Source organism: uncultured Phascolarctobacterium sp., from assembly GCF_902463975.1.
Classification (GTDB): domain Bacteria; phylum Bacillota; class Negativicutes; order Acidaminococcales; family Acidaminococcaceae; genus Phascolarctobacterium_A.
Window position 1 is genome coordinate 21,866 of record NZ_CABQHJ010000022.1, and the last position, 22,493, is coordinate 44,358.

General features: G+C 46.6%; 23 protein-coding genes. 16 read left to right on the forward strand and 7 right to left on the reverse strand.

Annotation, left to right across the window (positions count from 1 at the left end; all coding sequences use genetic code 11):
- The first annotated feature begins 2 nt into the window (after positions 1 to 2).
- From aroA to RDW05_RS07515, 8 genes are all read left to right on the forward strand, one after another.
- Positions 3 to 1,304 carry a 3-phosphoshikimate 1-carboxyvinyltransferase gene (gene aroA, locus RDW05_RS07480; protein WP_307978483.1) on the forward strand — a complete coding sequence of 434 codons (1,302 nt, stop codon included), beginning with the start codon at positions 3 to 5 and terminating at the stop codon, positions 1,302 to 1,304.
- Positions 1,301 to 2,395 (forward strand): chorismate synthase, encoded by a 1,095-nt coding sequence (gene aroC / locus RDW05_RS07485; protein ID WP_307978485.1) that lies wholly within the window; start codon positions 1,301 to 1,303, stop codon positions 2,393 to 2,395. Before aroA ends, aroC begins: the two co-directional genes overlap by 4 nt.
- A 1-nt stretch (position 2,396) precedes the next feature.
- A complete protein-coding gene (gene pheA / locus RDW05_RS07490; RefSeq protein ID WP_307978486.1) occupies positions 2,397 to 3,515 on the forward strand; it encodes a prephenate dehydratase in 1,119 nt (372 codons plus the stop codon).
- Positions 3,516 to 3,519: 4 nt separating this feature from the next.
- Positions 3,520 to 4,335 (forward strand): shikimate dehydrogenase, encoded by an 816-nt coding sequence (gene aroE / locus RDW05_RS07495; RefSeq protein WP_307978488.1) that lies wholly within the window; start codon positions 3,520 to 3,522, stop codon positions 4,333 to 4,335.
- Complete coding sequence (locus RDW05_RS07500; protein WP_307978489.1) at positions 4,332 to 4,832, forward strand: shikimate kinase; 501 nt, start codon at positions 4,332 to 4,334, stop codon at positions 4,830 to 4,832. Before aroE ends, RDW05_RS07500 begins: the two co-directional genes overlap by 4 nt.
- Before the next feature lie 2 nt (positions 4,833 to 4,834).
- Positions 4,835 to 5,272 carry a type II 3-dehydroquinate dehydratase gene (aroQ, locus tag RDW05_RS07505; RefSeq protein WP_009144674.1) on the forward strand — a complete coding sequence of 146 codons (438 nt, stop codon included), beginning with the start codon at positions 4,835 to 4,837 and terminating at the stop codon, positions 5,270 to 5,272.
- A 156-nt stretch (positions 5,273 to 5,428) separates the two neighbouring features.
- Positions 5,429 to 7,126 carry an FAD-dependent oxidoreductase gene (locus RDW05_RS07510; RefSeq protein WP_307978491.1) on the forward strand — a complete coding sequence of 566 codons (1,698 nt, stop codon included), beginning with the start codon at positions 5,429 to 5,431 and terminating at the stop codon, positions 7,124 to 7,126.
- A 35-nt stretch (positions 7,127 to 7,161) separates the two neighbouring features.
- Positions 7,162 to 7,602: a C-GCAxxG-C-C family protein gene (locus RDW05_RS07515; protein WP_307978492.1), complete on the forward strand. Its 441-nt coding sequence runs from the start codon at positions 7,162 to 7,164 to the stop codon at positions 7,600 to 7,602.
- A 103-nt stretch (positions 7,603 to 7,705) separates the two neighbouring features.
- Here RDW05_RS07515 and RDW05_RS07520 read toward each other — a convergent pair whose 3' ends face one another.
- On the reverse strand, positions 7,706 to 8,566 hold the full coding sequence (locus tag RDW05_RS07520; RefSeq protein WP_307978493.1) for a LysR family transcriptional regulator: 861 nt from the start codon (positions 8,564 to 8,566) through the stop codon (positions 7,706 to 7,708).
- Between the two features lie 195 nt (positions 8,567 to 8,761).
- Between RDW05_RS07520 and RDW05_RS07525 the strand changes: the two genes are divergently transcribed.
- The 5 genes from RDW05_RS07525 (at position 8,762) to RDW05_RS07545 (ending at position 13,573) form a co-directional block, all read left to right on the forward strand.
- Positions 8,762 to 9,586 (forward strand): aldo/keto reductase, encoded by an 825-nt coding sequence (locus tag RDW05_RS07525; RefSeq protein ID WP_374111022.1) that lies wholly within the window; start codon positions 8,762 to 8,764, stop codon positions 9,584 to 9,586.
- Positions 9,587 to 9,782: 196 nt separating this feature from the next.
- Positions 9,783 to 10,673, forward strand: a complete 891-nt coding sequence (locus RDW05_RS07530; protein WP_307978497.1) for a Fic family protein — start codon at positions 9,783 to 9,785, stop codon at positions 10,671 to 10,673.
- A gap of 62 nt (positions 10,674 to 10,735) precedes the next feature.
- Positions 10,736 to 11,734: a PDDEXK nuclease domain-containing protein gene (locus tag RDW05_RS07535; protein ID WP_307978498.1), complete on the forward strand. Its 999-nt coding sequence runs from the start codon at positions 10,736 to 10,738 to the stop codon at positions 11,732 to 11,734.
- 39 nt (positions 11,735 to 11,773) lie between these two features.
- Positions 11,774 to 12,229, forward strand: a complete 456-nt coding sequence (locus RDW05_RS07540) for a low molecular weight protein-tyrosine-phosphatase (protein ID WP_304107280.1) — start codon at positions 11,774 to 11,776, stop codon at positions 12,227 to 12,229.
- A 165-nt stretch (positions 12,230 to 12,394) separates the two neighbouring features.
- Positions 12,395 to 13,573, forward strand: a complete 1,179-nt coding sequence (locus RDW05_RS07545) for a PLP-dependent aminotransferase family protein (protein WP_304161104.1) — start codon at positions 12,395 to 12,397, stop codon at positions 13,571 to 13,573.
- 99 nt (positions 13,574 to 13,672) lie between these two features.
- Here the strand turns inward: RDW05_RS07545 and RDW05_RS07550 are convergent, their stop codons facing one another.
- A complete protein-coding gene (locus tag RDW05_RS07550; protein ID WP_307978502.1) occupies positions 13,673 to 14,743 on the reverse strand; it encodes a hypothetical protein in 1,071 nt (356 codons plus the stop codon).
- A gap of 239 nt (positions 14,744 to 14,982) precedes the next feature.
- Here RDW05_RS07550 and RDW05_RS07555 point away from each other — a divergent pair, with 239 nt between their 5' ends.
- On the forward strand, positions 14,983 to 16,221 hold the full coding sequence (locus tag RDW05_RS07555; protein WP_307978504.1) for an MFS transporter: 1,239 nt from the start codon (positions 14,983 to 14,985) through the stop codon (positions 16,219 to 16,221).
- Between the two features lie 96 nt (positions 16,222 to 16,317).
- On the opposite strand, the gene RDW05_RS07560 is transcribed toward RDW05_RS07555, so the two are convergent.
- The 3 genes from RDW05_RS07560 to RDW05_RS07570 are packed head-to-tail and all read right to left on the reverse strand — an operon-like array spanning position 16,318 to position 19,457.
- On the reverse strand, positions 16,318 to 17,064 hold the full coding sequence (locus RDW05_RS07560) for a C39 family peptidase (RefSeq protein WP_307978506.1): 747 nt from the start codon (positions 17,062 to 17,064) through the stop codon (positions 16,318 to 16,320).
- Complete coding sequence (locus RDW05_RS07565; RefSeq protein WP_307978508.1) at positions 17,061 to 18,581, reverse strand: HD domain-containing protein; 1,521 nt, start codon at positions 18,579 to 18,581, stop codon at positions 17,061 to 17,063. The genes RDW05_RS07560 and RDW05_RS07565 overlap by 4 nt, the downstream gene beginning before the upstream one ends.
- Before the next feature lie 21 nt (positions 18,582 to 18,602).
- On the reverse strand, positions 18,603 to 19,457 hold the full coding sequence (locus RDW05_RS07570) for an arylamine N-acetyltransferase (RefSeq protein ID WP_307978515.1): 855 nt from the start codon (positions 19,455 to 19,457) through the stop codon (positions 18,603 to 18,605).
- Between the two features lie 321 nt (positions 19,458 to 19,778).
- On the opposite strand from RDW05_RS07570, the gene RDW05_RS07575 reads away from it, so the two are divergent.
- Together RDW05_RS07575 and RDW05_RS07580 are read left to right on the forward strand one after the other, a co-directional pair.
- On the forward strand, positions 19,779 to 21,026 hold the full coding sequence (locus RDW05_RS07575; protein ID WP_293723085.1) for an SLC13 family permease: 1,248 nt from the start codon (positions 19,779 to 19,781) through the stop codon (positions 21,024 to 21,026).
- A 130-nt stretch (positions 21,027 to 21,156) separates the two neighbouring features.
- Positions 21,157 to 21,309 (forward strand): type II toxin-antitoxin system HicA family toxin, encoded by a 153-nt coding sequence (locus RDW05_RS07580; protein ID WP_307978513.1) that lies wholly within the window; start codon positions 21,157 to 21,159, stop codon positions 21,307 to 21,309.
- 65 nt (positions 21,310 to 21,374) lie between these two features.
- Here the strand turns inward: RDW05_RS07580 and RDW05_RS07585 are convergent, their stop codons facing one another.
- The gene (locus tag RDW05_RS07585) at positions 21,375 to 21,686 is read right to left on the reverse strand and encodes an AzlD domain-containing protein (RefSeq protein ID WP_276765409.1); all 312 of its coding nucleotides are present in this window, start codon (positions 21,684 to 21,686) and stop codon (positions 21,375 to 21,377) included.
- 3 nt (positions 21,687 to 21,689) lie between these two features.
- Positions 21,690 to 22,454: an AzlC family ABC transporter permease gene (locus tag RDW05_RS07590; RefSeq protein WP_307978514.1), complete on the reverse strand. Its 765-nt coding sequence runs from the start codon at positions 22,452 to 22,454 to the stop codon at positions 21,690 to 21,692.
- Positions 22,455 to 22,493 lie beyond the last annotated feature (39 nt).

Here is a 22,493-nt window from a genome sequence, read left to right on the forward strand (position 1 = left end):
AAATGGAAAAGGTAAAAATTTATCCTGCAAAATTGGCAGGAACGGTGCAGGTTCCGTCATCTAAAAGTATGGGACACAGAGAAATCATTTGTGCAGGTCTGGCAGGCGGCACCAGCATTGTCGATAATATCAGCATGTCCAAGGACATTGAAGCAACGATGCGCGTTCTGCGTGCTATGAACGTGAGTGTGGACGAAATTCCCAGCATGATAGAGGGACGTAAGGCTTTGCAGATTACGGGCACAGGTCATCCGATTGCAGCGGCAGATAATGTTGACTGCGGTGAATCCGGTTCTACCTTGCGCTTTTTCATTCCTTTGGGAGCAAATCTTGGCTGTCCGCTGACCTTTATCGGTCATGGCAAGCTGGTATCGCGTCCTTTGCAGGCATATTACGATATTCTGGATAAGCAGTTTGTGCAATATTTTAATGATAACGGCAATCTGCCTTTGACGGTCAACGGTCACCTGATGCCGGGTAAATTTGAGCTGCCGGGCGATGTCAGCAGTCAGTTTGTCAGCGGTCTGCTTTTTGCATTGCCGTTATTAAAGGGTGATTCCGAAATTATCATTACTTCGCCGCTGGAATCCGCTTCTTATGTGGATATGACGCTGAATTGCCTGGCGAAGTACGGTATTAAAGTAGAAAATGTAGATGGCGCACATCGTCATTATCTTGTACCTGGCAAGCAGCGTTTTAAAGCGCAGGACAGCAAGGTTGAGGGCGACTGGTCGCAGGCAGCCTTTTGGACTGTCGGCGGTGCTTTGGGCGCAGGCATTACCGCAAGCGGTGTTGACTTTGCTTCGCTGCAGGGTGATAAGGCTGTGGTAGAAATTATGCAGCGCATGGGTGCTGATATTGCAAAAAAAGCTGACAGCGTAACCGTAAACAGTGGTGCAACGCAGGCAACGGTGATAGATGCCTCGAACTGTCCTGATATTATTCCTGTGCTTACCGTGCTGGCGGCAGTTAGCGAGGGAACAACGAAGATTATCAACGCAGGACGCTTGCGTATCAAGGAATGCGACAGATTGGCGGCTATGACGAGCGAATTAAATAAAATGGGGGCGGCAATTACGGAAGAGGCCGAAGGTCTGACAATTATCGGCAAGCCTGATGGCTTGCGCGGCGGCGTTGATGTAGATGCCTGGAACGACCATCGTATTGCCATGAGCCTGGCAATTGCTGCACAATGCTGCGCAGAACCGATTACGTTAACCGGCGCAGGCAGCGTAAGCAAATCCTATCCTGACTTTTGGCAGGATTACAAGAGCGTAGGCGGAAAAATTGAGGTGCTGGCATGAGCGGAGTTTTTGGCATGAATATAAAAATGGCGATATACGGCGAATCTCATGGAAAATCCATCGGCGTAGTGCTGGACGGACTGCCGCCGGGACTGGCGCTTGATGAAGCAAAGATTGCTGCTGAAATGGCGCGTCGTGCTCCCGGACAGAATGCGTTGAGCACAGCACGCAAGGAAAGCGATACGGTAGAAATCCAAAGCGGCTTTTTCAATGGCTTTACGACAGGTACGCCGCTGTGCGCGCGTATTGTCAACAGCGACCAGCATTCCAAGGATTACAGCATTCTCGCCGATAAAATGCGCCCCGGTCATGCGGATTACGCAGGCCATGTACGTTATCAGGGCTTTAATGATTATCGTGGCGGCGGCCATTTTTCCGGTCGCTTGACGGCACCTCTCGTTTTTGCCGGCGCTGTAGCTAAGCAGGCGCTGGCGCAATACGGCATTGTTGTCGGTTCGCATATTCTGCAGATTAACGATATCAAAGAAGAGCGCTTCAATCCAATGGGCGTAAGTGATGCAGAATTGGCAGAGCTGCATGCGAAAAAGTTTGCGGTTATGGATGATGCTGTCGGCGAAAAAATGCAGGAGCGCATTTTGCAGGCTAAGAGTGAGCTTAACAGCGTGGGCGGTGTAATTGAAGCTATTGCACTGCATTTGCCTGCAGGTATCGGCGCGCCGTATTTTGATTCCGTGGAGAGCATGCTGAGCCATGCGCTGTTTTCCGTGCCTGCCGTTAAAGGGATGGAATTTGGCGACGGCTTTGGCTTTGCCGGGCTGACGGGTGCCGAAGCAAATGATGCGCTGCATTATGCTGACGGCAAGGTGCAGGCGCTGACAAACCACAACGGCGGCATTACCGGCGGTATTACCAACGGTATGCCTTTGGTAGTGCGCGTGGCAATTAAGCCTACGCCGTCGATTGCGCGCGAGCAGCAGACAGTGAGCCTTAAGGAGCAGGCTGATACAACGCTGGCAATTGTCGGCAGACATGATCCATGTATTGTACAGCGTGCTGTGCCTGTTATCGAAGCAGTGGTTGCGTGGACGCTGTGGGATTTACTTTTAGAAGCGAAGAAATGGGAGAAATAAGATGCAGGAGCTTGATTTAGAAAAAATCCGCCAAGAAATAGACAAGGTTGACCAACAGCTGGCAGACGTATTGGAAAGCCGTTTGCACCTAGTAATGCAGGTGGCTGCCTATAAAAAATCCAAAGGACTGCCTGTTAAGGACAAAAACCGTGAAGCTAAGGTTATCGAAAAGGTTGCAGGCTTTTTGGAGAACAAGGAATATTCCGTGGCTGTAAAAAATATTATGCGCGGTATTATCGATCAGGCCTGTCTGTTGGAAGAAACTGCGCTGTCGGAAGCAAACGACAAAACCTATGAGGTTGCTTGCTTCGGTCCTGCAGGCTCCTTTACGCATCAGGCGTTAGAGGAATATTTTCATGGACGCCACTACAATCGTCATCACTTCCAGACCTTTGAAGAGGTAATTTCCGGTATCAGCGACGGTTCAATGGATTATGCAGTACTGCCTATTGAAAATTCTTCGACCGGCGGTATTACCGAGGTATATGATTTACTGCGTCAGTATGATTGCAGTATCGTAGGCGAGCAGTGCGTAAAGATAGAGCAAAATCTGTTAGGCTGCGAGGGTGCGTCGCTTAGTACGATTAAAACAGTTTACTCGCATCCGCAGGGCTTAAAGCAATGCGCCGATTTCTTCCGTGACTATCCGGATATAGAGCAGGTTCCTTATTTCAGTACATCTAAGAGTGCGGAGGAGGTTGCCGAAAAGCAGGATGTAAGCTTGGGTGCTATTGCCGGTAAGCAGGCAGCAGAGCTATATAATTTGAAGGTTATTGCGCCGGCGATTAACAGCAACAGCAATAATTACACTCGCTTCGTTATTATCGCCAAAAATCCGGAAATCGTAGCGAATGCAAATAAGATTACCTTGATTGTTGCCGTGAAGCACGAAACAGGCTCACTGTATAAAATGCTTGCCAGCTTCTACCATATGGGCCTGAATATGCTGAATCTGGAATCGCGACCGATTGTCGGCAAAACTTGGGAATACTTTTTCTACATTGATGTTACCGGTAATCTGGCAGACCCGCTGGTTATTGATGTGATGGAAGAAATAAAATCGAAGAGCACCTATTGCAAGGTTCTTGGCAATTATCGTGCTTACGAGCGAAAGGAATAAACAGATGAAGCATTACGGACTTTTGGGTGGTAAGCTGGGACATAGCCTTTCACCGCAGATTCACGAACTATTTTTTAAGTATACAGGCATTGAGGGCGATTATACGCTGCTGGAAACTCCGCAGGAGGATTTGCCTAAGCGCATGGAGGAGCTGCGTGCCGACTATGCAGGTAGCAATGTTACCATTCCGCATAAGTTGCATGTAATGCCGTTTTTGGACAGCATTGCGCGTGAGGCTAAGGCTATCGGCGCTGTAAATACGATTAAATTTGATGAAAACGGTGCTGAAGGCTACAATACAGATTATTTTGGCTTTGGCAGAATGCTGGAATACAACAATATTGATGTGCGAGCTAAGCGTGTTGCGGTGTTGGGCACCGGCGGCGCTGCACGTGCGGTTGTCAAATATATGGTTGATAAGCGTGTCGGCAAGCTGTATCTTGTTACGCGTGATGTTGCGCATGTTGATAAGGATTTCCTCAAGATTGCGCCTAAGTGCAAGTTTATTGATTATGACGGCTTGGCAGCGCTGACCGGCGATGTGATTGTCAATTGCACGCCTGTGGGCATGTATCCCAAAGTTAACGCTGCACCGGTCACGCCGGAGGAAATCAGCAATTTTGATGCTGCTGTAGATTTGATTTATAATCCTAAGCAGACATTGTTCTTGAAGCAGGCTGCCGAGGCGAAGATGCAGACTGTCAATGGTTTGTTCATGCTTGTGGCGCAGGCTGTGGCTGCTCAGGAAATCTGGCAGGGCGAAAAATATGACAGCGAATTAATCGTCAAAATTATGCAGGATTTGGAGCAGACTATATGAAAAATATCGTGCTGATTGGTATGCCGGGCTGCGGCAAAAGCACCTTTGGCAAGCGCATGGCAAAACGTTTGCAGCTGCCGTTTTATGATGCCGACGCCGTCCTTGAAGAGCGTGAGCAGCGCACGATAAAGGCTTTCTTTGCGGAAAGCGAGGATGCGTTCCGCGCAGCGGAAACGCGTACGTTGGCGTATCTGGCGGAATGTGACGGAGCTATTATTGCAACAGGCGGAGGTGCTGTAAAGCGTGCGGAAAACATGGAGCTGCTGAAGCGCGGCGGTGTTGTGATTTTTATCGACCGCAAACCGGAAAACATCATCGGCTGTATTGCCGGTGATGCGCGTCCGTTGCTTGCTGCCGATAAGCAGAAGCTTTATACTTTATATAACGAGCGTATTGCGCTGTACCGCCGATATGCGGATTATACTATAGACAATAATGGTGATTTCGGCAGAGTTCTGCATGAGCTGCTGAATATTGCCGCTAAGCTGGAGGGATAAAGATGCGTAAAATTTTAGTTTTGAATGGTCCTAACATTAATATGCTGGGCATCCGTGAAAAAAATATCTATGGCCGTGATGATTATGACAGCCTGTGTGCTTACATTCGCTCGGCGGCTGACCGCCTTGGCGTAGAGGTGGAGCTGCTGCAGAGCAATTATGAGGGCGATATAGTTACCGCTATTCAGAATGCTTACGGTCATTTTGACGGCATTGTTATCAATCCGGCGGCGTTTACGCATTACAGCGTAGCAATTCTGGACGCATTGAAGGCAGTAAACATTCCTGCGATTGAGGTGCATATCAGCAACATCCATCAGCGTGAGGAGTTCCGCCATCATTCTGTAACGGTGGCAGGCTGCGTCGGCCAAATCTGCGGCCTGGGATTTGCGGGCTACGCCTTGGCAATGGAAGCGCTGAGTGTGTATGAAGCAAAATAGTATATAATAATTTTTGTAAACAGTCTTCGTAGCTTTGCTTTCGGAGGCTGTTTTGTTATAATAGTTATAGAGTAATATTTGCTGACAGAAGCAGTTTGGGCTGTTAAATTTTCATAATAGTAAGACAACGTTAAAATCATTCTTGGAGGTGACATTATGAGTAAACGTGTAGTAATCGTCGGTGGGGTGGCCGCCGGTATGAAAACGGCGGCGCGCTTGCGCAGGCTGGATGCCGAAGCAGAGATTATCGTGCTGGAACGCGGACCGCAGCTGAGCTACGGTGCCTGCGGCTTTCCGTATTTTATCAGCGGTGAGGTCAAGAGCATGGACAGCTTTGACCATACACCGCAGGGAGCCTTGCGCGACAGTAATTATTTTGCGGCCGTGAAGGGCATTGATGCCCGTTGCGGCTGCAATGTGCAGAAAATAGACAGAGAGCAGAAGTGTGTGCATTATCTGGAAAAGGAAGAGCTGAAACAGCTGTCGTATGACGTGCTGGTGTTGGCAACTGGCAGCACGCCGGTGAAGCTTCCCTTGCCTAATGCTGATGCCTCAGGTATTCACAGCTTCTGGTTCCCGTGGGATGTTGAAGCGGTAGATAAGGAAATTGCCGAAGGCGGCGTTAAGGATGTAGTTATCATCGGCGCAGGCTTTATCGGTTTGGAGCTGGCAGAAGCTTTTGTGCGTCGCGGTTTGCATACCAGCGTTCTGGAACAGCAGGACAGACTGCTGCCGCAGCTTTTAGATGAGGATATGGCGGCATTGCTGTTGCGCGATACGAAAAATCAGCTGTTGGATATTTATCTGCAAGAAAAAGCAGGCGGCTTTACCGTGGAAAACGGTAAAGTTAGCGGGGTGCAGACAGATAAACGCTTAATACCGGCACAGATGGTTATTGTTGCCGTAGGTGTGCGTCCTAACGTTGAGCTGGCACGTGAAGCTGGTCTTGCTATAGGTCCCAGCGGCTGTATTGCCGTCAACGAATATCTGCAGACGAGCGACAGCGCTATTTATGCCGGCGGTGACTGTGCGGAAAATACTCATCGTGTCAGCGGAGCCAAGGTGTTTGTGCCTATGGGCTCAACTGCCAACAAGCATGGGCGTGTGATTGCGGATAATATCTGCGGAGCGCAGAAGAAATACCCCGGTGTTTTGGGAACTGCTGCTTGTCGCTTCTTTGCGCAGGAGGCAGGGGCGACCGGTTTGAACGAGCGGACGGCGCAGCAGGCCGGCATTGATTTTGCGAGCGTAGTTGTTCCTGGCTCTGACCGTTTGGGTTATATGCCGGGAGTAGGACGTATTGTGCTGAAGCTGTTGGCGGAAAAGAGCAGCGGACGCGTATTAGGTGCGCAGGCTGTCGGAGCGAGCGTAGCGAAGCGTATTGATACATTGGCGGCGGCAATTTCTTTAGGTGCAACGCTGGATGATTTGTCCGGACTTGATCTGGCTTATGCTCCGCCGTTTAATACGCCGATTGAGAATATCGCAACGGCAGCTAATGTCCTGCAAAATAAAATTGACGGTCAGCTGCGCAGCATTAATCCTGTAGACTTTGAAAAGGACCGTACGCAGGAGGATTATTTATTCGTTGATGTACGCACACCGGCAGAGGTAGCAGCTAAGCGTATTGCCGACATTCCGTCGAGAGTAAATCTGCCGCTTGATACCTTGCGTACAGCGGATATCAGCAAGATGGATAAAGAGCAGAAAATAGTTACAGCCTGCCAGATTGATTTGCGTGGCTACGAAGCGGAGGTTATCCTGCGCGCCCGCGGCTTCCGTGATGTTTACAGCCTGGAGGGAGGCATGAGCGGTTGGCCGTATGCGACGGAAAGCGATAACGACAAAAAGTAAGCATTTTAATATTGTTATGCAAGGAGGAGAAAAGTATGAGTGAATTTAGCGAAAAAATGGGCATGGCAGCAGGCAACAATTTTAAGAGCGGTTATAACTGCTGTGAAGCGATTGTGGAAACCTTCCGTAAGGAGGCAGGCGTGAATATTGATGATAACGCTTTCCGTCTGTGCTCCGGTTTTGGCGGCGGCATTGGCCATGCGCGCGATTTGTGCGGGGCAATGGCAGGCTGTGTGATGGTCATCAGTACGCTGGCAGGACGCAATCAGCCTAGCGATAAGCCATTGGCAGAAATTTATCCGCTGACATTGGAATTTCATGAGCGCTTTGCCAAGGAATTCGGGTCCTGTGCCTGCGGCGATTTGATGCCTTACGAGTTTAATACACGTGAGCATTTGAAAAACTGCCTGAAGCTGGTGAATAAGGTGGCGCAGCTGTTGGCTGTGTATCTGGAAGAAAAGAAATTGCTTAAGTAATATTGATAAGCTAAAAGGGGCTGTCGCGTAAGTAAAGCTTACTTGCGGTGACAGTCCCTTCTTGTTTTTATATGAAATTGTACAAATGCAATTTTAACGGAGTTTAGTAAAACTGCTCTAAAAATTTTTCCGCAGCCTTACTGAAGGAGGCGTAGCGCTTCCAAATCAGCGCATAATGAATTTCCAGCGGCGGCTCAAGCGGGCGGAAGCATAATTCTTCGTCAAAGGCAGATGACAGTAAATCCTCGGTAGTAAGAAAATAACCCAAACCGCTTTTGACAAATCTTGCCGGCGAACCGTTGATAACATTGTAGGTGGCTGCAATATTCAGCTTAGTGATGTCTGCTTCTGCCCAGCGTGAGATGAGCCTTTGCAGACCTGCGCGTCTGTGAAAAATAAGCGGAAATCTTGTCAAGTCTTGCTTTTCAATATAAGGCTTTGCTGCCGACGGATGTGCTGTAGGTAAGAGTACTCCCCAGCGTGAAGCATCCGGTAGGGAGATATACTCATATTTCATTGTATCAATCGGTTCAAGAAAAACAGCAAAATCAAGAGTGCCATGGTCTAAGCGTTCTAGCACGTCGATAGCGTCGCTGCTGTAAAAGTCAAAGCTGATGTCAGGGTATTGCGAGCGCAAGGCAGTGGCCTTTTTCAGAACAGAGTCTGAAGGATTGCCGCCGATGGATATTTTGCCGCTGAGCCGGGAATCGTCGGCGCTTAATTCCAACTGTGTTTTTTCCAGTAATCCAACGATTTCTTCGGCACGCTTGCGCAGCAAAAGGCCGTCGTCCGTCAGCGTAATCTGGCGCTTGCCGCGCACCAATAAGGTTTTTCCAAGCTCCTTTTCCAAATCCATAAGCTGTTTGGAAAGCGAAGGCTGCGCAATATGCAGACTTTCGGCAGCACGGGTGATATTTTTTTCATGTGCCACGGCAAGAAAGTAGCGTAAAACACGGATATCCATAAAAACACCTCACTGACAATTTATTGCTAAGATGATTATAAAACCGACTAACTATGTGTGTCAACTATGATAAATCATTCTTTATAGGTATTTGCTATTGACGGCAAAAGACTTTATACTACTTGCAGATAAAGAAATAATTGCAAGGAGTTGATTGATGTGCAGGAAAAGTTTATTTTGAATAATGGAGTAGAAATGCCGAAAATCGGCTATGGTGTCTTTCGTATGACAGATTTAAAGGCTTGTGAAGAGGCAGTTATTCAGGCTATCAAAACAGGCTATCGCCTTATAGATACGGCTGCTGCTTATGCGAACGAGGTCGCAGTCGGTCAGGCTGTCAAAAAATGCGGCTTGGACAGAAAAGAGCTTTTCATTACCACTAAGCTGTGGATTACAGATACAAGCTACGAGGGTGCTAAACGCGGCTTTGCACGCTCTATGGAAAAGCTGGGATTAGATTATGTTGATTTGTATTTGATTCATCAGCCGTATAATGATTATTACGGTGCTTGGCGTGCCTTGGAGGAATTGTATGCTGCAGGAAAGGTTCGCGCTATAGGTGTAGATAATTTTACGCAGGACAAATTGGCGGATTTTGTTTTTTGGAACAAGGTTAAGCCGGCAGTAAATTTTGTTGAATGTAATCCTTTTTATCAGCGTGAAGCAGAGCGTGCTTATATGGCGAATAAAGATATTGTTATGCAGGCATGGTCACCGCTGGCAGCAGGACAGGCCGATTTTCTGGCTAATGCAACATTGCAGACAATTGCTGCGGCGCATGAAAAATCTGTCGCGCAGGTTGCTTTGCGTTGGCAGGTGCAGCGTGGCGTTGTGCCGATTGTAAAATCTGCTAATGCGCAGCGTATGGCAGATAATCTGAACATTTTTGACTTTGCCTTGACGGATGCGGAAATGCAGGAAATTAGCAAGCTAGATACAGGCCACACCTGTTTTGCTCCGCGTCAGACGGGCGTTGCGGTAGAAGAGTTTTTGGAAAATGCCAAGCTATACGAATTGTAAGCTATAATAAATTTCCTTTTATACATGTGAATAGCCTTCCAATGAAGCAACCTTTGAAGCAGGATTTATCGTCCGGCTTTGGGGGTTGTTTCTTGTTTTGACGGCAAAAATAATTGGCTATCAAAACAAATTAATTGAAGTTTTTGCCGTCAACATGCTATACTATTCTTAGATATAACGTAACGGAGGTGAGCAGATGAAGTATCTTTCAGTAGCGGAAACAGCGAAAAAGTGGCAGATATCCGAGCGCAGCGTGCGTAATTATTGTGCGCAGGGACGTGTGCAGGGAGCAGAACTGAATGGCAGAGTATGGAGTATTCCGGAAACGGCAGTAAAACCGGAGCGTGTTAATAAGATTAAGCAGAGCGAGCGTAGCTTGTTAAAGGTTCTGCAGGAAGAAAAAGCAAGCAGATATGCAGGCGGCATCTATCATAAAACGCAAATTGAGTTGACCTATAACTCTAATCATATGGAGGGCAGCAGACTGACACATGAGCAGACGCGTTATATTTTTGAAACGAATACGATTGGTGTGGAAAATGAAGTTTTGAACGTGGATGATGTTATTGAAACTGCTAATCACTTTCGCTGTATTGATTTGCTTATAGATAAGGCAAAGACTGCTTTATCCGAAAAGCTGATTAAGGAATTGCACTTTATTTTGAAAACCGGCACGAGTGATGCGCGTAAGGATTGTTTTGCTGTCGGTGATTATAAAAAGCTTCCGAACGAGGTTGGCGGCAGAGATACCGCTTTACCGGAAGAGGTTAGCGAGCAGATACGAGCGCTTTTGGCAAAATATAATGCGAAAAAGAGTAAGACGTTTAAAGATATTTTGGATTTTCATGTGCGTTTTGAAAGGATTCATCCGTTTCAGGATGGTAATGGTCGCGTTGGCAGGCTGATTATGTTTAAAGAGTGCCTAAAGTATCATATTGTTCCGTTTATTATAGAGGATAATCTGAAAATGTTTTACTATCGTGGCTTAAAAGAGTGGGGCAAGGAAAATGGTTATCTGATGGATACCTGCCTTGCTGCGCAGGATAGATATAAGGCATATCTTGATTATTTTAGGATTGAGTATTAAAACATCTTATATAGAGAAAATAATGATAAGAATTATGTGAAAGCGAGGCGATGAGTGTGTTAATGAATACAACTGAGTATCTTTCCATTATCGAAAATATCAAGAGCGAAATCAGGGCTGCACAGTACCGTGCAGCAGTTCATGCGAATGTAGATATGTTGCTCCTTTATCATGATATAGGTTGTGTGATTAATGAACATAAATCATGGGGCAACAAGTTTATTGACAATCTTGCCACTGATATTAGGATTGCTTTTCCAGAAAGTAAGGGATATTCTGTTCGTAATCTAAAATATATGGCAAAATTTGCTGAGATCTATCCAGATCGGGAATTTGTGCAGACGGTGTCTGCACAAATTCCGTGGTCCCATAATATTGCAATTTTGGAAAAAGTCAAAGACCCACAACAGCGTATATGGTACATTGAAAAAACGGCTGAGAATGGATGGTCTCACAATGTTGTGATTCATCAAATCGAAAGCGGTTTGTATCAGCGGCAGGTTCTGGCAGATAAAGTTGCAAATTTTGATCACCGCTTACCGTCTCCGCAAAGTGAACTTGCGGTGCAGACAATGAAAGACCCATATGTATTTGATTTTATTCCTTTCCGGGAGGATATGCTCGAACGGGATATTGAGCAGGCACTTGTTAGGGATGTCACAAAGCTCCTTCTGGAGCTTGGAACAGGGTTTGCTTTTCTGGGCAACCAGTATCACCTGAATGTAGGCGGCGATGATTTTTACATTGATTTGTTGTTCTATAACCTGAATCTTCGCTGTTATGTAGTTATCGAATTGAAAACCGGTGATTTCAAGCCGGAATATGCTGGTCAGCTAAACTTTTATCTGTCAGCCGTGGACGGCATTTTGAAAAAAGAGCAGGATAATCCGTCCATTGGTTTGCTTCTGTGCAAAAGCAAAAACAATGTGGTTGCAGAATATTCACTCAAGGATATTTCAAAGCCGATTGGTGTAAGCGAATACAAAATAACCAGTAGCCTGCCTGATGATCTGGAAAAGCAACTGCCATCTGTTGAAGATATTCAGAAACGGATTAAATAAGGCTCTAATTAATTCTTAAGTTTTAGAAAGGATACACCAATGCATAAAATTCTCTTTATCTGCCACGGCAACATCTGTCGTTCGCCGATGGCAGAGTTTTTATTGAAGGACATTGTAAAAAAGCGCGGTATTGCCGCTGATTTTGAAATTGCTTCGGCAGCGACGAGCAGAGAAGAAATCGGTAATCCTGTGCATTACGGCACGCGCAATAAGCTGGCACAGCTTGGCATCAGCGTCGCAGGCAAGCATGCAGTACAGGTAACAAAGCGTGACTACGAATATTATGATTTACTTCTGGTGATGGACAGCAATAATATTCATAATTTACGCAGAGTTATCGGTGAAGATACGCAGGATAAGGTACACCTGCTTTTGGATTATACCGAGCGTAAGGGCGCAAGCATTGCTGATCCGTGGTATACCGGTGACTTTGAAGTGACCTATGATGATATCATGGAAGGCCTGGATGGCTTGCTGAAGTATCTGAAATATTAAAACAAACAAATTTCCGTGTAAACCGTTAACAAGTTAACATAATTTACCGTAAAAATAGATAGAATTAATCGAAAACGGTATTTTGCTTGTTTGTTTTAGATTGTGGTGCTACAATAAGTGTTACGGTAAAATAATATAGTTTCCAATGAAGAGAGGTTTTTAATCATGAAATTCGCAACACGTATGGAGCGTATGCAAGCTTCTGAAATCCGCGAGCTGTTAAAATTAACTGCTCAGCCTGATATTATTTCCTTTGCCGGCGGTCTGCCTGCACCGGAACTGTTCCCTGTAGAAGAAATTGCCAAGGTTTCTCATGACCTGGTACTGAAGGAAGGTCGCCAACTGCTGCAATATGCAACCACCGAAGGCCGTCCGTCTCTGCGTGCAAAAATTGCTAAACGCATGGCTGATAAATACCACACCAATGTTGATCCCGATGACATTCTGATTACCACCGGTTCTCAACAATGCCTGGACTTCGCAGGCAAGCTGTTCCTGGATCCCGGTGACGTTGTTCTGTGCGAAAGCCCGTCCTACCTCGGCGCTCTGAACGCATTCAACGCTTACCAACCGAAATTTGTTGAGGTTCCGACCGATAACGGTGGTCTGATTCCGGAAGAGCTGGATAAAATCCTGTCCACCACTCCGAACTGCAAATTTATCTATGTAATTCCTGACTTCCAAAACCCGACCGGTCGTACCTGGTCCATGGAACGCCGTCAAAAATTCATGGAAGTTGTTAACAAACACAACCTGCCTGTACTCGAAGATAATCCGTACGGCGAACTGCGCTATGAAGGCACTATCCTGCCATCCCTGAAATCTATGGATACCAAAGGCCTGGTTATGTTCCTGGGCACCTTCTCCAAAATTTTCTGCCCGGGCCTGCGTCTTGGCTGGATCGCTGCAGAGCATAGCCTGCTGAGCGAGTTTGTTAAAATCAAACAAAGTGCTGACCTGCACACCTCTAACTTTGACCAAGGCGTTGCAGATGCTTACATGGAACAATACGATCTGGATGAGCATGTTAAAGAAATCGTTGCTCTGTACAAACATCGTCGTGATCTGATTCTTGAATCCATGGAGAAATACTTCCCGGCTGGTACCGAATGGACTCATCCGGAAGGTGGTCTGTTCCTGTGGCTGACCTTCCCTGAAGGCGTAAGCGCACGCAAAGTATTCAACAAATGCATCGAGATGAAGGTTGCCGGCGTTATCGGTGATGCTTTCTATCCGAACCAGAAGACTGACCGCAGCATGCGTATCAACTACTCCAACATGCCGGATGACCGCATTGTTGAAGGTATCCAACGTATGGCTAAAGCAATCAAAGAGTGCATGTAATTCTTTGACGGCTTAAGCTGTCTTGTAAATGTTACAGCTGATAAAAATTTAACCCCTGCAGAAAAATTTCTGCAGGGGTATTTTGTTATGTATGCGGTTTTAAGCTTTAGCAGCCTTTAAGGTTCTTTCGAACAGAATGTATAAAACTCCGGCAGCCTCGTCGCTGAATTTAAAGATACTGTCGGTACCATCGGTGTGATGGAAGGTTACCATATTGATGCCGTCAAAATCAGCGCCGCTGAGAACGTTGAGCGGGATATGGAAGGCATTCTTCTTACCAATGTAAACTAAACGTTGGTTGGTAAGGAAGAACATACCGAGCTCTTCGATAATAGTCATTTCTTCGGTGAATTTGGGATGCTCGATTTTTTCGCCCTTGAAGGAAACAGTTTCATCAATGCGGAATTTGCGTGTCAGCTCATAGTAATTGTCCTCGCGTTCTATCATTTTGTTTTGGCAGAGACCGCAGTTGGTATAGGCGTGGCAGATTTCGCCGGGGTTGAGCGGGAAAGCATCCTGCTTGATATCGCCTAAAGGCATATGCTCTGCATTCCACAGGCTGCGGTATTTTTCCAGAGCGCTGACAATATTGTTCTTTAATTCGTAAGGGATATCCAATGTTGCGCAATCGGCACGCAGGGCAGCTTCTTCTTCCGGAGTATAGCGCTGTGCGTTGCTGATTTCATCAAACTTCAGGTTGAAGTGTGCTTGGAAAACCTGCTTACGCATGGAAAGGCTGTCTTCGTAGTCATAGCCGAATAAGTCATTTAATTGTTTTATATCCAGCTTTTCGGTGCCTGCAAGCAAATCACGGCAACGGACAAAATAAGCAGCTGTTTTTGCTGCCTTATCAGCCTGCTTTGCCAGATGCGGCGGCAGCTCCAAAATTTCAGCTAAGTGTGCAAGCTGCGCCCAAAGGCTGTCTTCTTTATTTTGTACTTCAGTGAAGATAACATCTGCCAGCTTGCGGTAAATACCGCTGCGTTGGTTGAAATTATCATCGTTGAATTTTACGCCCCATTTTTTCAGAGCGTGATGTACATCATCGGCACTGACAGCTAAAGCGTCTGGTGCTGTAGCCAACAGATTGTTGAGCTCCTTCCAGCCGTTTTCGGTAGGCTTGCTGCCGAATATTTTTGATAAAAAGCCGCATTCTTCTAATTCTTGCATGCTATAAGGTTTCAAATTCTGCACTCTCCTTTACAGGCTCAAGGTCTGCATTTTTATTTTACGCTGATAAAGTTGTCAGCGATTTACTTTATCGCTAACAATACGAATTTAATCTAAACAATATTATACGCTAAAAGTGTATCTATTGTCTAGAAAGAAAAAGCTTCGGCATTTATCTGCTGTGACTATCTGCCTGCATTGTGTTATAATAGCAATTAGAGAGATGAGAGGGAGATAAAATGTCAATACAAGCTTTTACTTCTGACAACAAAAGCAGCTGGAAGGCAAATTTGCCTGTATTGTGGCTGGGAGTATTTTTGTGCTGTGCCAGCTATACTATGTGCATACCGTTTTTGCCTGTTTATCTTTTGCGTGAGCTGCATGTTGCTCAGCCTGACGTTAACTTCTGGGCAGGCATTACCTTTGCCGTAACCTTTATGGGTTCGGCTGTGATGGCACCATATTGGGGCGCTTTGGCTGACCATGTCGGGCAGAGAAAGATGGCGATTCGCGCCGGCTATGGCTTAGCGCTGACCTATTTCCTGACAGGCGTCTGTCAGGATGTCTATCAGCTTCTTTTGGTGCGCATTGTGTGCGGTGTTGTTGCCGGCTTTGTGCCTGCCTGTATGTCGATGGCGTCTTCATCCTTGCCGGAGGAGCGCATGGGCTGGGGCATGGGCCTGATGCAGACTGCTGTAGCCAGCGGCACTATCATGGGACCGTTGATGGGCGGTTATCTGAGCAGCTGGTTTGGCATGCGTGCTTCGTTTTATGTAGGCAGTTTTGCCTTGTTTATTGCTACAAGTGCGGTTGTGTTTATAGTTAAGGATATGTCCGTGCTGAATAAGGGCGCGCGCGAAGCAAGTAATCTGCTGGCTGATTTAAAGAATGCTTTGCATAACAAGGGCCTGTTGTATATTATGGCTATGTTCTTTGTGGTGCAGACCTGCGTAATGCTGATTCAGCCGCTGATTACATTGTACGTAGGCGAGCTGATGCATGATATGGGTGATGCTGCTATCAAGATGTCCGGTGTAGTTTTCTCACTGTCCGGCATTACCGGCATTTTGGCGGCGCCGTTTTGGGGAAAACGCGGCCAACGCTTCGGTTATGTGCGCGTTTTCTGTATTGTAACCTTTATTGCCGGTTTTATTAACCTTTTCCAGGTGTTCATCAATACTGTTTGGCAGTTTGCAGCTATTCAGTTTGTTTACGGCCTGTTCCTGGCAGGCGCTGTGCCTAATATCAATGCTAACCTGACGCGTGTTACTGCTGCTAATATGCGCGGTAAGGCCTTTGGCCTGGTTACGAGCGCGCAGCAGTTTGGCGGTGTTGTAGGACCGCTGCTTGGCGGTGCCTTGGGCAGCTTTATGAGCTCGCGTTATGTGCTTGTATTTGCCGGCTGCGTGCTTATGAGCGTAGCAGTTTACTCTTATTTCACGCATGTGCGTGGAGCGGAGCAGGAAGCTGCAAGCTAAAAGTTTATACATATAAAATAAAAGACCGTTGCTGCATGAAAAATGCGGCAACGGTTTTATTTTTGGAAAAAATATAGAATGTTTTCTTCGGAACCATCAAGCCTTCGGTTTAGCCGTCAGCCATTGGCGTTTTTGCTCACTTTGCGGGAAAAGCTGGTGATCAAACCACATATAGAAGAAGCGTTCTGCAGGCACAATGCTGTAGCCGTCCTGCAGATGGTCGGTGGTGTCATAGGGATCTGCCATAATAAGCACATCGTCACTTGGGTGTGCTGTGCCCATGCTGTCGTAACCGATGATGACGCGCCAATGCCCGCCCCAATCGACGTTTTCTACAATAATAGGGGTATTTTTTTTCAGATTACTATCGACAAATTTAAGGAACTCCTTATAACTGTCGGGAGTTTTATCTTTAATGGAGGAATGAACCTCCCAGCCGATTTTTTCAAAGTAGTTTACCATGCCTTTGGTATTAGTGCCGACTGTTTTGCTGCTGCCCATGATTTTGGCAACGTCCAGCTCTTCATCAAGCGTTTTGCCCTTGTAATATTTTACTACCATATTTGCTGCTGCCGGACCACAGGTATAATGAGTGATTTGCTGCGTAGTTGCAAATTTCGGCAGAATAGTAAGATGCTCGTCAGATTGCATATTATAAAAATCAGGATGTTTAAAATAGGGTGAATCCTTGATATCGTGCTTGCCAACGAATTGTGCGGCACCGGCTGCCGGTGTGCTGCCGGGAGTGCCGATGGGCATAGGGGATTGCTGCAAAAGATAATTAAGGCCGCCTAAAATTACTATCAGGCAAACAATGGCCAGTAAAATGCGTTTTGTTTTCATACGTTGTCTCCTGAACTGATTGTAGCTTTGCGCTTTTGATGCTTATGGACTGCTGTGAGCAAAGCTTCTTTTTCGTTGGGAAGATTGCCGGATTGTACGCGTTCCAGCAGGTAGGTAAGAATATTTTTGATTTCGGCCTGGTGAACAAGCTCCAACAGCTCGCGTCCGCCGATGGCAAGATCCTTGGTGCATACTGGCATGCGTGTGCGTACCAGCTCCACAACCTGACGTCCTAAGAGGCGACCTTCGGCCATCAGCTGTTCGTTCTCGCGGGCGTGGGTAGCGCCCATATCCGCAAGAAAAACCTCGACCAGCAGGCTGTAAGCCTGCGTCAGCTCTGCCTGCGTGCGGAAGCCGGAGTTGGCAGCTTCGCTGCGCACCCAGCGCAGCAGGGTGCGCTCGCCGGTGAGCAGCATAGGCGCGAAGCGCATATGCTGCGCTACCAGCCAGGTTACCAGATGTACGAAGCTTTTGTTATAGCCTAGGCGTGTCAGGATAGCCTTAGACATTTTGGCGCTTTCTGCTTCGTGGCCGGGATCGCTTGGCTGTCCTTCCTTGTTCAGCTTGCGGACATTCGGCAAGCCCTTGCCCAGATCGTGCAGCACAAGTGCCCAGCGGATGGTTAAATCACGCGGGCTGCTGTCGAGTGCCAGCAGTGTGTGCTCCCAGGTGTCGTATAAATGAAAGCGCGGATTTTGGTGCAGTCCTAAAAGGTGCAGCGCTTCCGGCAGAATGGGAATGACAGTATCGTTGCCGTTTTCGCGGGCATGGCAGCTTGCGCCTAAAAGACCTGTTGCCATCATCAGCATTAAGCCCTTGCCTGCATATTCAGATGTAAGGAGCTTTTCCAGTTCCTTGCGTACACGCTCCAACGAAAGACCGGCGCAGCGTTCTACCGGAAAGCTATAGCCATGCGGCAGGTAGTAGGGTGTGTTCGGCGCACCGCAGGCAGGCAGTGCTTCGCAACCTGCCTGCTCGTACGTAAAGCCAAGCTGTGCCGCAAAGCGGCAGGCACGCAGCATACGCAGCGCATCCTCATGAAAGCGTTGCTTAGCGTCACCTACAGTGCGTAAAATTTTCTGTTGCAAATCCTGCCGGCCGCCAAAGTAGTCATGCAGAGTTCCGTCAAGAGACAAGGCCATAGCATTGACCGTAAAATCACGGCGGCACAAATCCTCGCGCAGGCTGCTGCAAAACCAGGTTGCGGCAGGGCGATGCATATCTTCATCGTTATAGCGTTCGCCGCGGAAGGTTGTTACTTCGGTAGCAACGCCGTTGATAACGATGACTACACAGCCGAAATTATGACCTAATTGGTCAACAGTTTTCCAACCATTTTGCTTACAAACTGTTAAAACCTGCTCCGGCAGAGCATTGGTAGTAATATCGTAATCGTCCGGTGACTTGCCCAAAAGCAGGTCACGCACGGCACCGCCGACAAGATAGGCTTCATAGCCGACAGCGTTCAAGGCAGACAGTATTTTTTTTGTATAACTCGGAAAAAATAAATCAGGCATGTTATAAATCTCCTGCCGGGCTTAGTATTCTACACCATCATCCTTGAGGCGGTATTCTACATTAATACCGAAATACTCCCAAAGAATTTCCTTAAGCTCAGCACCGGTGTTAATTTTATAGCGGTACTTAACGCGACCGCCGAGGTAAAATTTCAAATAGTTGCCGCGAACGGTAATATTGCAGTCCTCGCGGAAAATAGACAGCTTTTTACTTTTAATAAACGGTGAGTCTGGATGTGCGTCGCACCAGAAGCTGGCGGTAATAAAGTCTTTGTCTATCTGCGGCTCTTCGGTAAAGCCAAAGAGGCGTTTCCAGATTTTGCCGCGTTCCTTCTGCCAGAGCAGCCAGCCCCAAAATTCACTGCGGGTAAATTTGTATTGGCTGATGCCGTCGCTTTGAATCAGGCCTTCAGTAATTTCCAGCGGCACACGCGGGCTTTCGCTGTTCACACCGACATCGGTAAGATAACGCTTATCGCCTAAAGCTACACACATTACGCGGTGGCGGCGCAGCTGGTAGGTTTCCATTTTATCGATAAAGCGGGCGGAATAGCTGGTCACATCAAAGCCCAGGGATTCCAAAAGCCAGTTGTAAAGTCCGTTCAGCTCAAAGCAGATACCGCCGCGGTTGTGCATGATAACCTTATTGAACATATCCTGTCTTTTGAGCGAGGTAATTTTGCCGTTTAGACAGTCAAAATTTTCATAGGGAATATATTTGAGGTGCGCGTCCTGCAATTTAGTCAGGGTTGCTAAATTAACAGTTGGCTCAAAGTCGTTGAGCTGCAGCTTGCGCAGGTATTGTTCTATTTGCAGCTTCTTCATCGGCCGTCCGTTGATATCTGCGTAATTTGGCAAAGCAATCATCTCCATCATCAGGTTCACGGCATCAGCTTAGCCATGAAACCTGTCTAATCTTCTCTCAATTATTTATTGTAACATTTATTTTGCAGGAAATAAACTATTTTACGTTGAAGAGTTGGAATAGCATAGCATATATCTGCACTGCTGGCGACAATAAAAAGACTATTCCTGCGTGGAATAATTTTAATGCCAAACAAGAATAAGATAAACAAAACTACTGTTTTACAAAGTAATTCCTAAGTGTTATTATATAAATGGCGATTCTGTTATATTTAATATTCCCGTTGTTACACTCTCAAATACACTCTCAAATAAATTTTTTGGAGGTTTTCGATGGCTCTGTTATCCTTGGGTTTTTTACTGCTGGCGATAATGCTTGGTTTTATCCGTAAAATGAATACGGGTCTTTTGTGCATAGCTTTTGCCTTGCTTTTGGGACGTATGGCAGGCATCAGTGATGCGGAAATTATTAAAGGCTTCAATGCTTCTTTGTTTCTGATGCTTTTGGGTGTAACTTATTTGTTCAGTTTGGCACAGATTAACGGCAGTCTGGATTTACTGGCACAAAAAGTTATTTCCTTGGCAGGTAAGCGTGTTTACCTGATTCCGATCATCATTTATGTATTCTCGATTATACTTGCTGCGCTTGGTCCAGGCTCCGTGCCTACTATGGCGATAATGATGGTTTTTTCTATGTCCTTGGCAGCAGAAATGAAAATCAGTCCTGTGCTGCTTTCAACCTTAACTGTTTTGGGTTCTTGCGCCGGTGGTTTATCACCGCTTGCTGCTACCGGCATTATCGGTGCGAATCTGTGTGCAGAGTTTGGCTTAACAGGTATTGAAAATGATTTTCTTATGAATGGCATTCTTTCATTTACTATTTATGCTGTTATTGTCTACATTTTATTGGGTGGTTATAAGCTGCGTTCTGCTGCTGTGGAGCAGAAAAAAGAAGTTCCCTGCTTTAACAAAAGGCAGCTGACGACTATTGCCGGTATTGTAGTGATGGTGCTTATGGTTATGCTTTTGCGTATTAATGTCGGACTGGTCAGCTTTGCAGTTGCTGCGGTATTGTCCTTTTTACGTGTTTCCGATGAGAGCAAAGCTATCAGGCACATTCCTTGGAATACGCTGCTGCTGATTACCGGTGTCGGTGTTTTGATGCAGCTGATTATAGATCTCGGCGGTATTGAGGTGCTTTCCAATGTGCTTGTTTCGCTGATGAGCGCTAAAAGTGCTGCCGCTGTTATGGGACTTACCTCCGGAATTATGAGCTGGTTCAGCTCAAGCAGCGGTGTTGTTATGCCTACGCTGCTGCCGACTGTGCCGCATGTTGCCCAACAGCTTGGCGGGGTGAATGAGTTCGAATTGGCTTCCTCGATTACAACGATTTCACATGTCGCTGCCATCAGTCCGCTTTCTACAGGCGGTGCGTTGGCGTTGGCAGCATATGCTTCGGCCGCTAATGCTAATCAGAAGCAGCAGCAGAATCTGTTTATGAAAATGTTCGGCGTTTCTGCGCTGGGCGTTTCCGTGTTGTGTGTTTTCTCTTATTTCGGCATGTTCCATTGGCTGCTGTGAGATAGAAGCTTAATAAATTATTTTGGTCTTCGTGCATATTCGGATGTGTGCGAAGACTTTTTTGTTGCAGCGTGCATTCCTTTATATACGTAATATTACGTAATATAATAAATTAAAGGAGGTTGCGTTTATGCCACTAACCCATAAAGAAATGATCAGATTGCTTTTACAAAATGGTTTTGTTTATGTGAAGAGCAATAATGGTTCTCATCAAAAATATTTTAATTTTTCTAATCTTTTGCAGCGTGCCTTGATTAATGAATTGGGATTAAATGCACGTTAATTTATAGAAGCAAAAAAATCCGCCGGATTGGAGAAAAATCTCCTGAGCCGGCGGATTTTTGTGTCTTACGGCACCATAATAAATTCTACGATAAACACAACGGCGCAGCAGCAGCAAGCAACATGAAAAAGGCTCATGCCGCGCCAGGCGGTGGCAACGCCGACGCCGAGGGCAAGTGCACCTGCAGCAGGTGTTTGCGTTTCCTGCAGGATTGCAGGAAAGGTCATTACTGCGAGAGTCGTGTAGGGGACATAATATAAAAACGAACGTATGAAGGGATTTTTGATTTCCTTACGGATGAGTGTGAGCGGAAGCACGCGGATAGCGTAGGTAACAAGCGCCATTACGGCAATATAAATGTAAATATTGTGTTCCATCTGCTAGTCCTCCGTTTGCTGGGATTGTACCGGCCTAAGCCAGGCTGCAGCCGCTGCGATGACTACAGTGAGGATAATAGTACGCGTACCGCCGGTAAGCTGTGCCAACGGCTGCAGATATGCTGCTGCGAAGCTGGCGACGAAGCTTGTGATTACAACAGTTAGAATGATGCGGCTTTCGCGTGCCGGCGGAATGATAATAGCAAGGAACATGCCAAACAGCGCAACGCTCAGTGCGCTGACAATGCGTTCTGGCAGCGCTGCACCGGCGATAATGCCGCTGGCTGTGCCAATCGACCAGCCTGGAATGGCTACTGCCATGCCTCCATAGTAATAGTATGGATTTAAAACACCGGGACGGGAGATAGCAATCCCGAAAAGCTCATCCGTTACAGCGAAGGCGATGACCAGACGATGCATAAAGCTTTGTGCACTGCTGAGCCTTTGGCTCAGTGCGCAGCTCATCAGCATGTAGCGTGCATTGGCAATGAGGGTGACCAGTGCTATTTCGGTATAGCTGGCGTTTTGACCTATGAGAGTAATGGCGGCAAATTCACCGGCTGAAGTGTTGTTGAGCAGGCTTGTTAAAAAGCCCTGGAATACAGAAAGACCGGATGAACGGCAAATAATTCCCAGAGAAAAGGCTACGGCAAAATATCCCAATCCTATGGGGATGCCATCGTGCAAGCCTTGGCGGAAGGCCGCAGCATTGCTTGAAGTATTATTAGTATACACGGAATCAATATTCTTGGTTGAAATTTGCATCATAATACACCACAACAATCATAAAAAAATCAAAAAAACAAA

Coding starts and splice junctions, on each gene's coding strand:
- aroA (WP_307978483.1), top strand. CDS start 3: ATGGAAAAGGTAAAAATTTATCCTGCAAAATTGGCAGGAACGGTGCAG.
- aroC (WP_307978485.1), top strand. CDS start 1,301: ATGAGCGGAGTTTTTGGCATGAATATAAAAATGGCGATATACGGCGAA.
- pheA (WP_307978486.1), top strand. CDS start 2,397: ATGCAGGAGCTTGATTTAGAAAAAATCCGCCAAGAAATAGACAAGGTT.
- aroE (WP_307978488.1), top strand. CDS start 3,520: ATGAAGCATTACGGACTTTTGGGTGGTAAGCTGGGACATAGCCTTTCA.
- RDW05_RS07500 (WP_307978489.1), top strand. CDS start 4,332: ATGAAAAATATCGTGCTGATTGGTATGCCGGGCTGCGGCAAAAGCACC.
- aroQ (WP_009144674.1), top strand. CDS start 4,835: ATGCGTAAAATTTTAGTTTTGAATGGTCCTAACATTAATATGCTGGGC.
- RDW05_RS07510 (WP_307978491.1), top strand. CDS start 5,429: ATGAGTAAACGTGTAGTAATCGTCGGTGGGGTGGCCGCCGGTATGAAA.
- RDW05_RS07515 (WP_307978492.1), top strand. CDS start 7,162: ATGAGTGAATTTAGCGAAAAAATGGGCATGGCAGCAGGCAACAATTTT.
- RDW05_RS07520 (WP_307978493.1), bottom strand. CDS start 8,566: ATGGATATCCGTGTTTTACGCTACTTTCTTGCCGTGGCACATGAAAAA.
- RDW05_RS07525 (WP_374111022.1), top strand. CDS start 8,762: ATGCCGAAAATCGGCTATGGTGTCTTTCGTATGACAGATTTAAAGGCT.
- RDW05_RS07530 (WP_307978497.1), top strand. CDS start 9,783: ATGAAGTATCTTTCAGTAGCGGAAACAGCGAAAAAGTGGCAGATATCC.
- RDW05_RS07535 (WP_307978498.1), top strand. CDS start 10,736: ATGAATACAACTGAGTATCTTTCCATTATCGAAAATATCAAGAGCGAA.
- RDW05_RS07540 (WP_304107280.1), top strand. CDS start 11,774: ATGCATAAAATTCTCTTTATCTGCCACGGCAACATCTGTCGTTCGCCG.
- RDW05_RS07545 (WP_304161104.1), top strand. CDS start 12,395: ATGAAATTCGCAACACGTATGGAGCGTATGCAAGCTTCTGAAATCCGC.
- RDW05_RS07550 (WP_307978502.1), bottom strand. CDS start 14,743: ATGCAAGAATTAGAAGAATGCGGCTTTTTATCAAAAATATTCGGCAGC.
- RDW05_RS07555 (WP_307978504.1), top strand. CDS start 14,983: ATGTCAATACAAGCTTTTACTTCTGACAACAAAAGCAGCTGGAAGGCA.
- RDW05_RS07560 (WP_307978506.1), bottom strand. CDS start 17,064: ATGAAAACAAAACGCATTTTACTGGCCATTGTTTGCCTGATAGTAATT.
- RDW05_RS07565 (WP_307978508.1), bottom strand. CDS start 18,581: ATGCCTGATTTATTTTTTCCGAGTTATACAAAAAAAATACTGTCTGCC.
- RDW05_RS07570 (WP_307978515.1), bottom strand. CDS start 19,457: ATGATGGAGATGATTGCTTTGCCAAATTACGCAGATATCAACGGACGG.
- RDW05_RS07575 (WP_293723085.1), top strand. CDS start 19,779: ATGGCTCTGTTATCCTTGGGTTTTTTACTGCTGGCGATAATGCTTGGT.
- RDW05_RS07580 (WP_307978513.1), top strand. CDS start 21,157: ATGCCACTAACCCATAAAGAAATGATCAGATTGCTTTTACAAAATGGT.
- RDW05_RS07585 (WP_276765409.1), bottom strand. CDS start 21,686: ATGGAACACAATATTTACATTTATATTGCCGTAATGGCGCTTGTTACC.
- RDW05_RS07590 (WP_307978514.1), bottom strand. CDS start 22,454: ATGATGCAAATTTCAACCAAGAATATTGATTCCGTGTATACTAATAAT.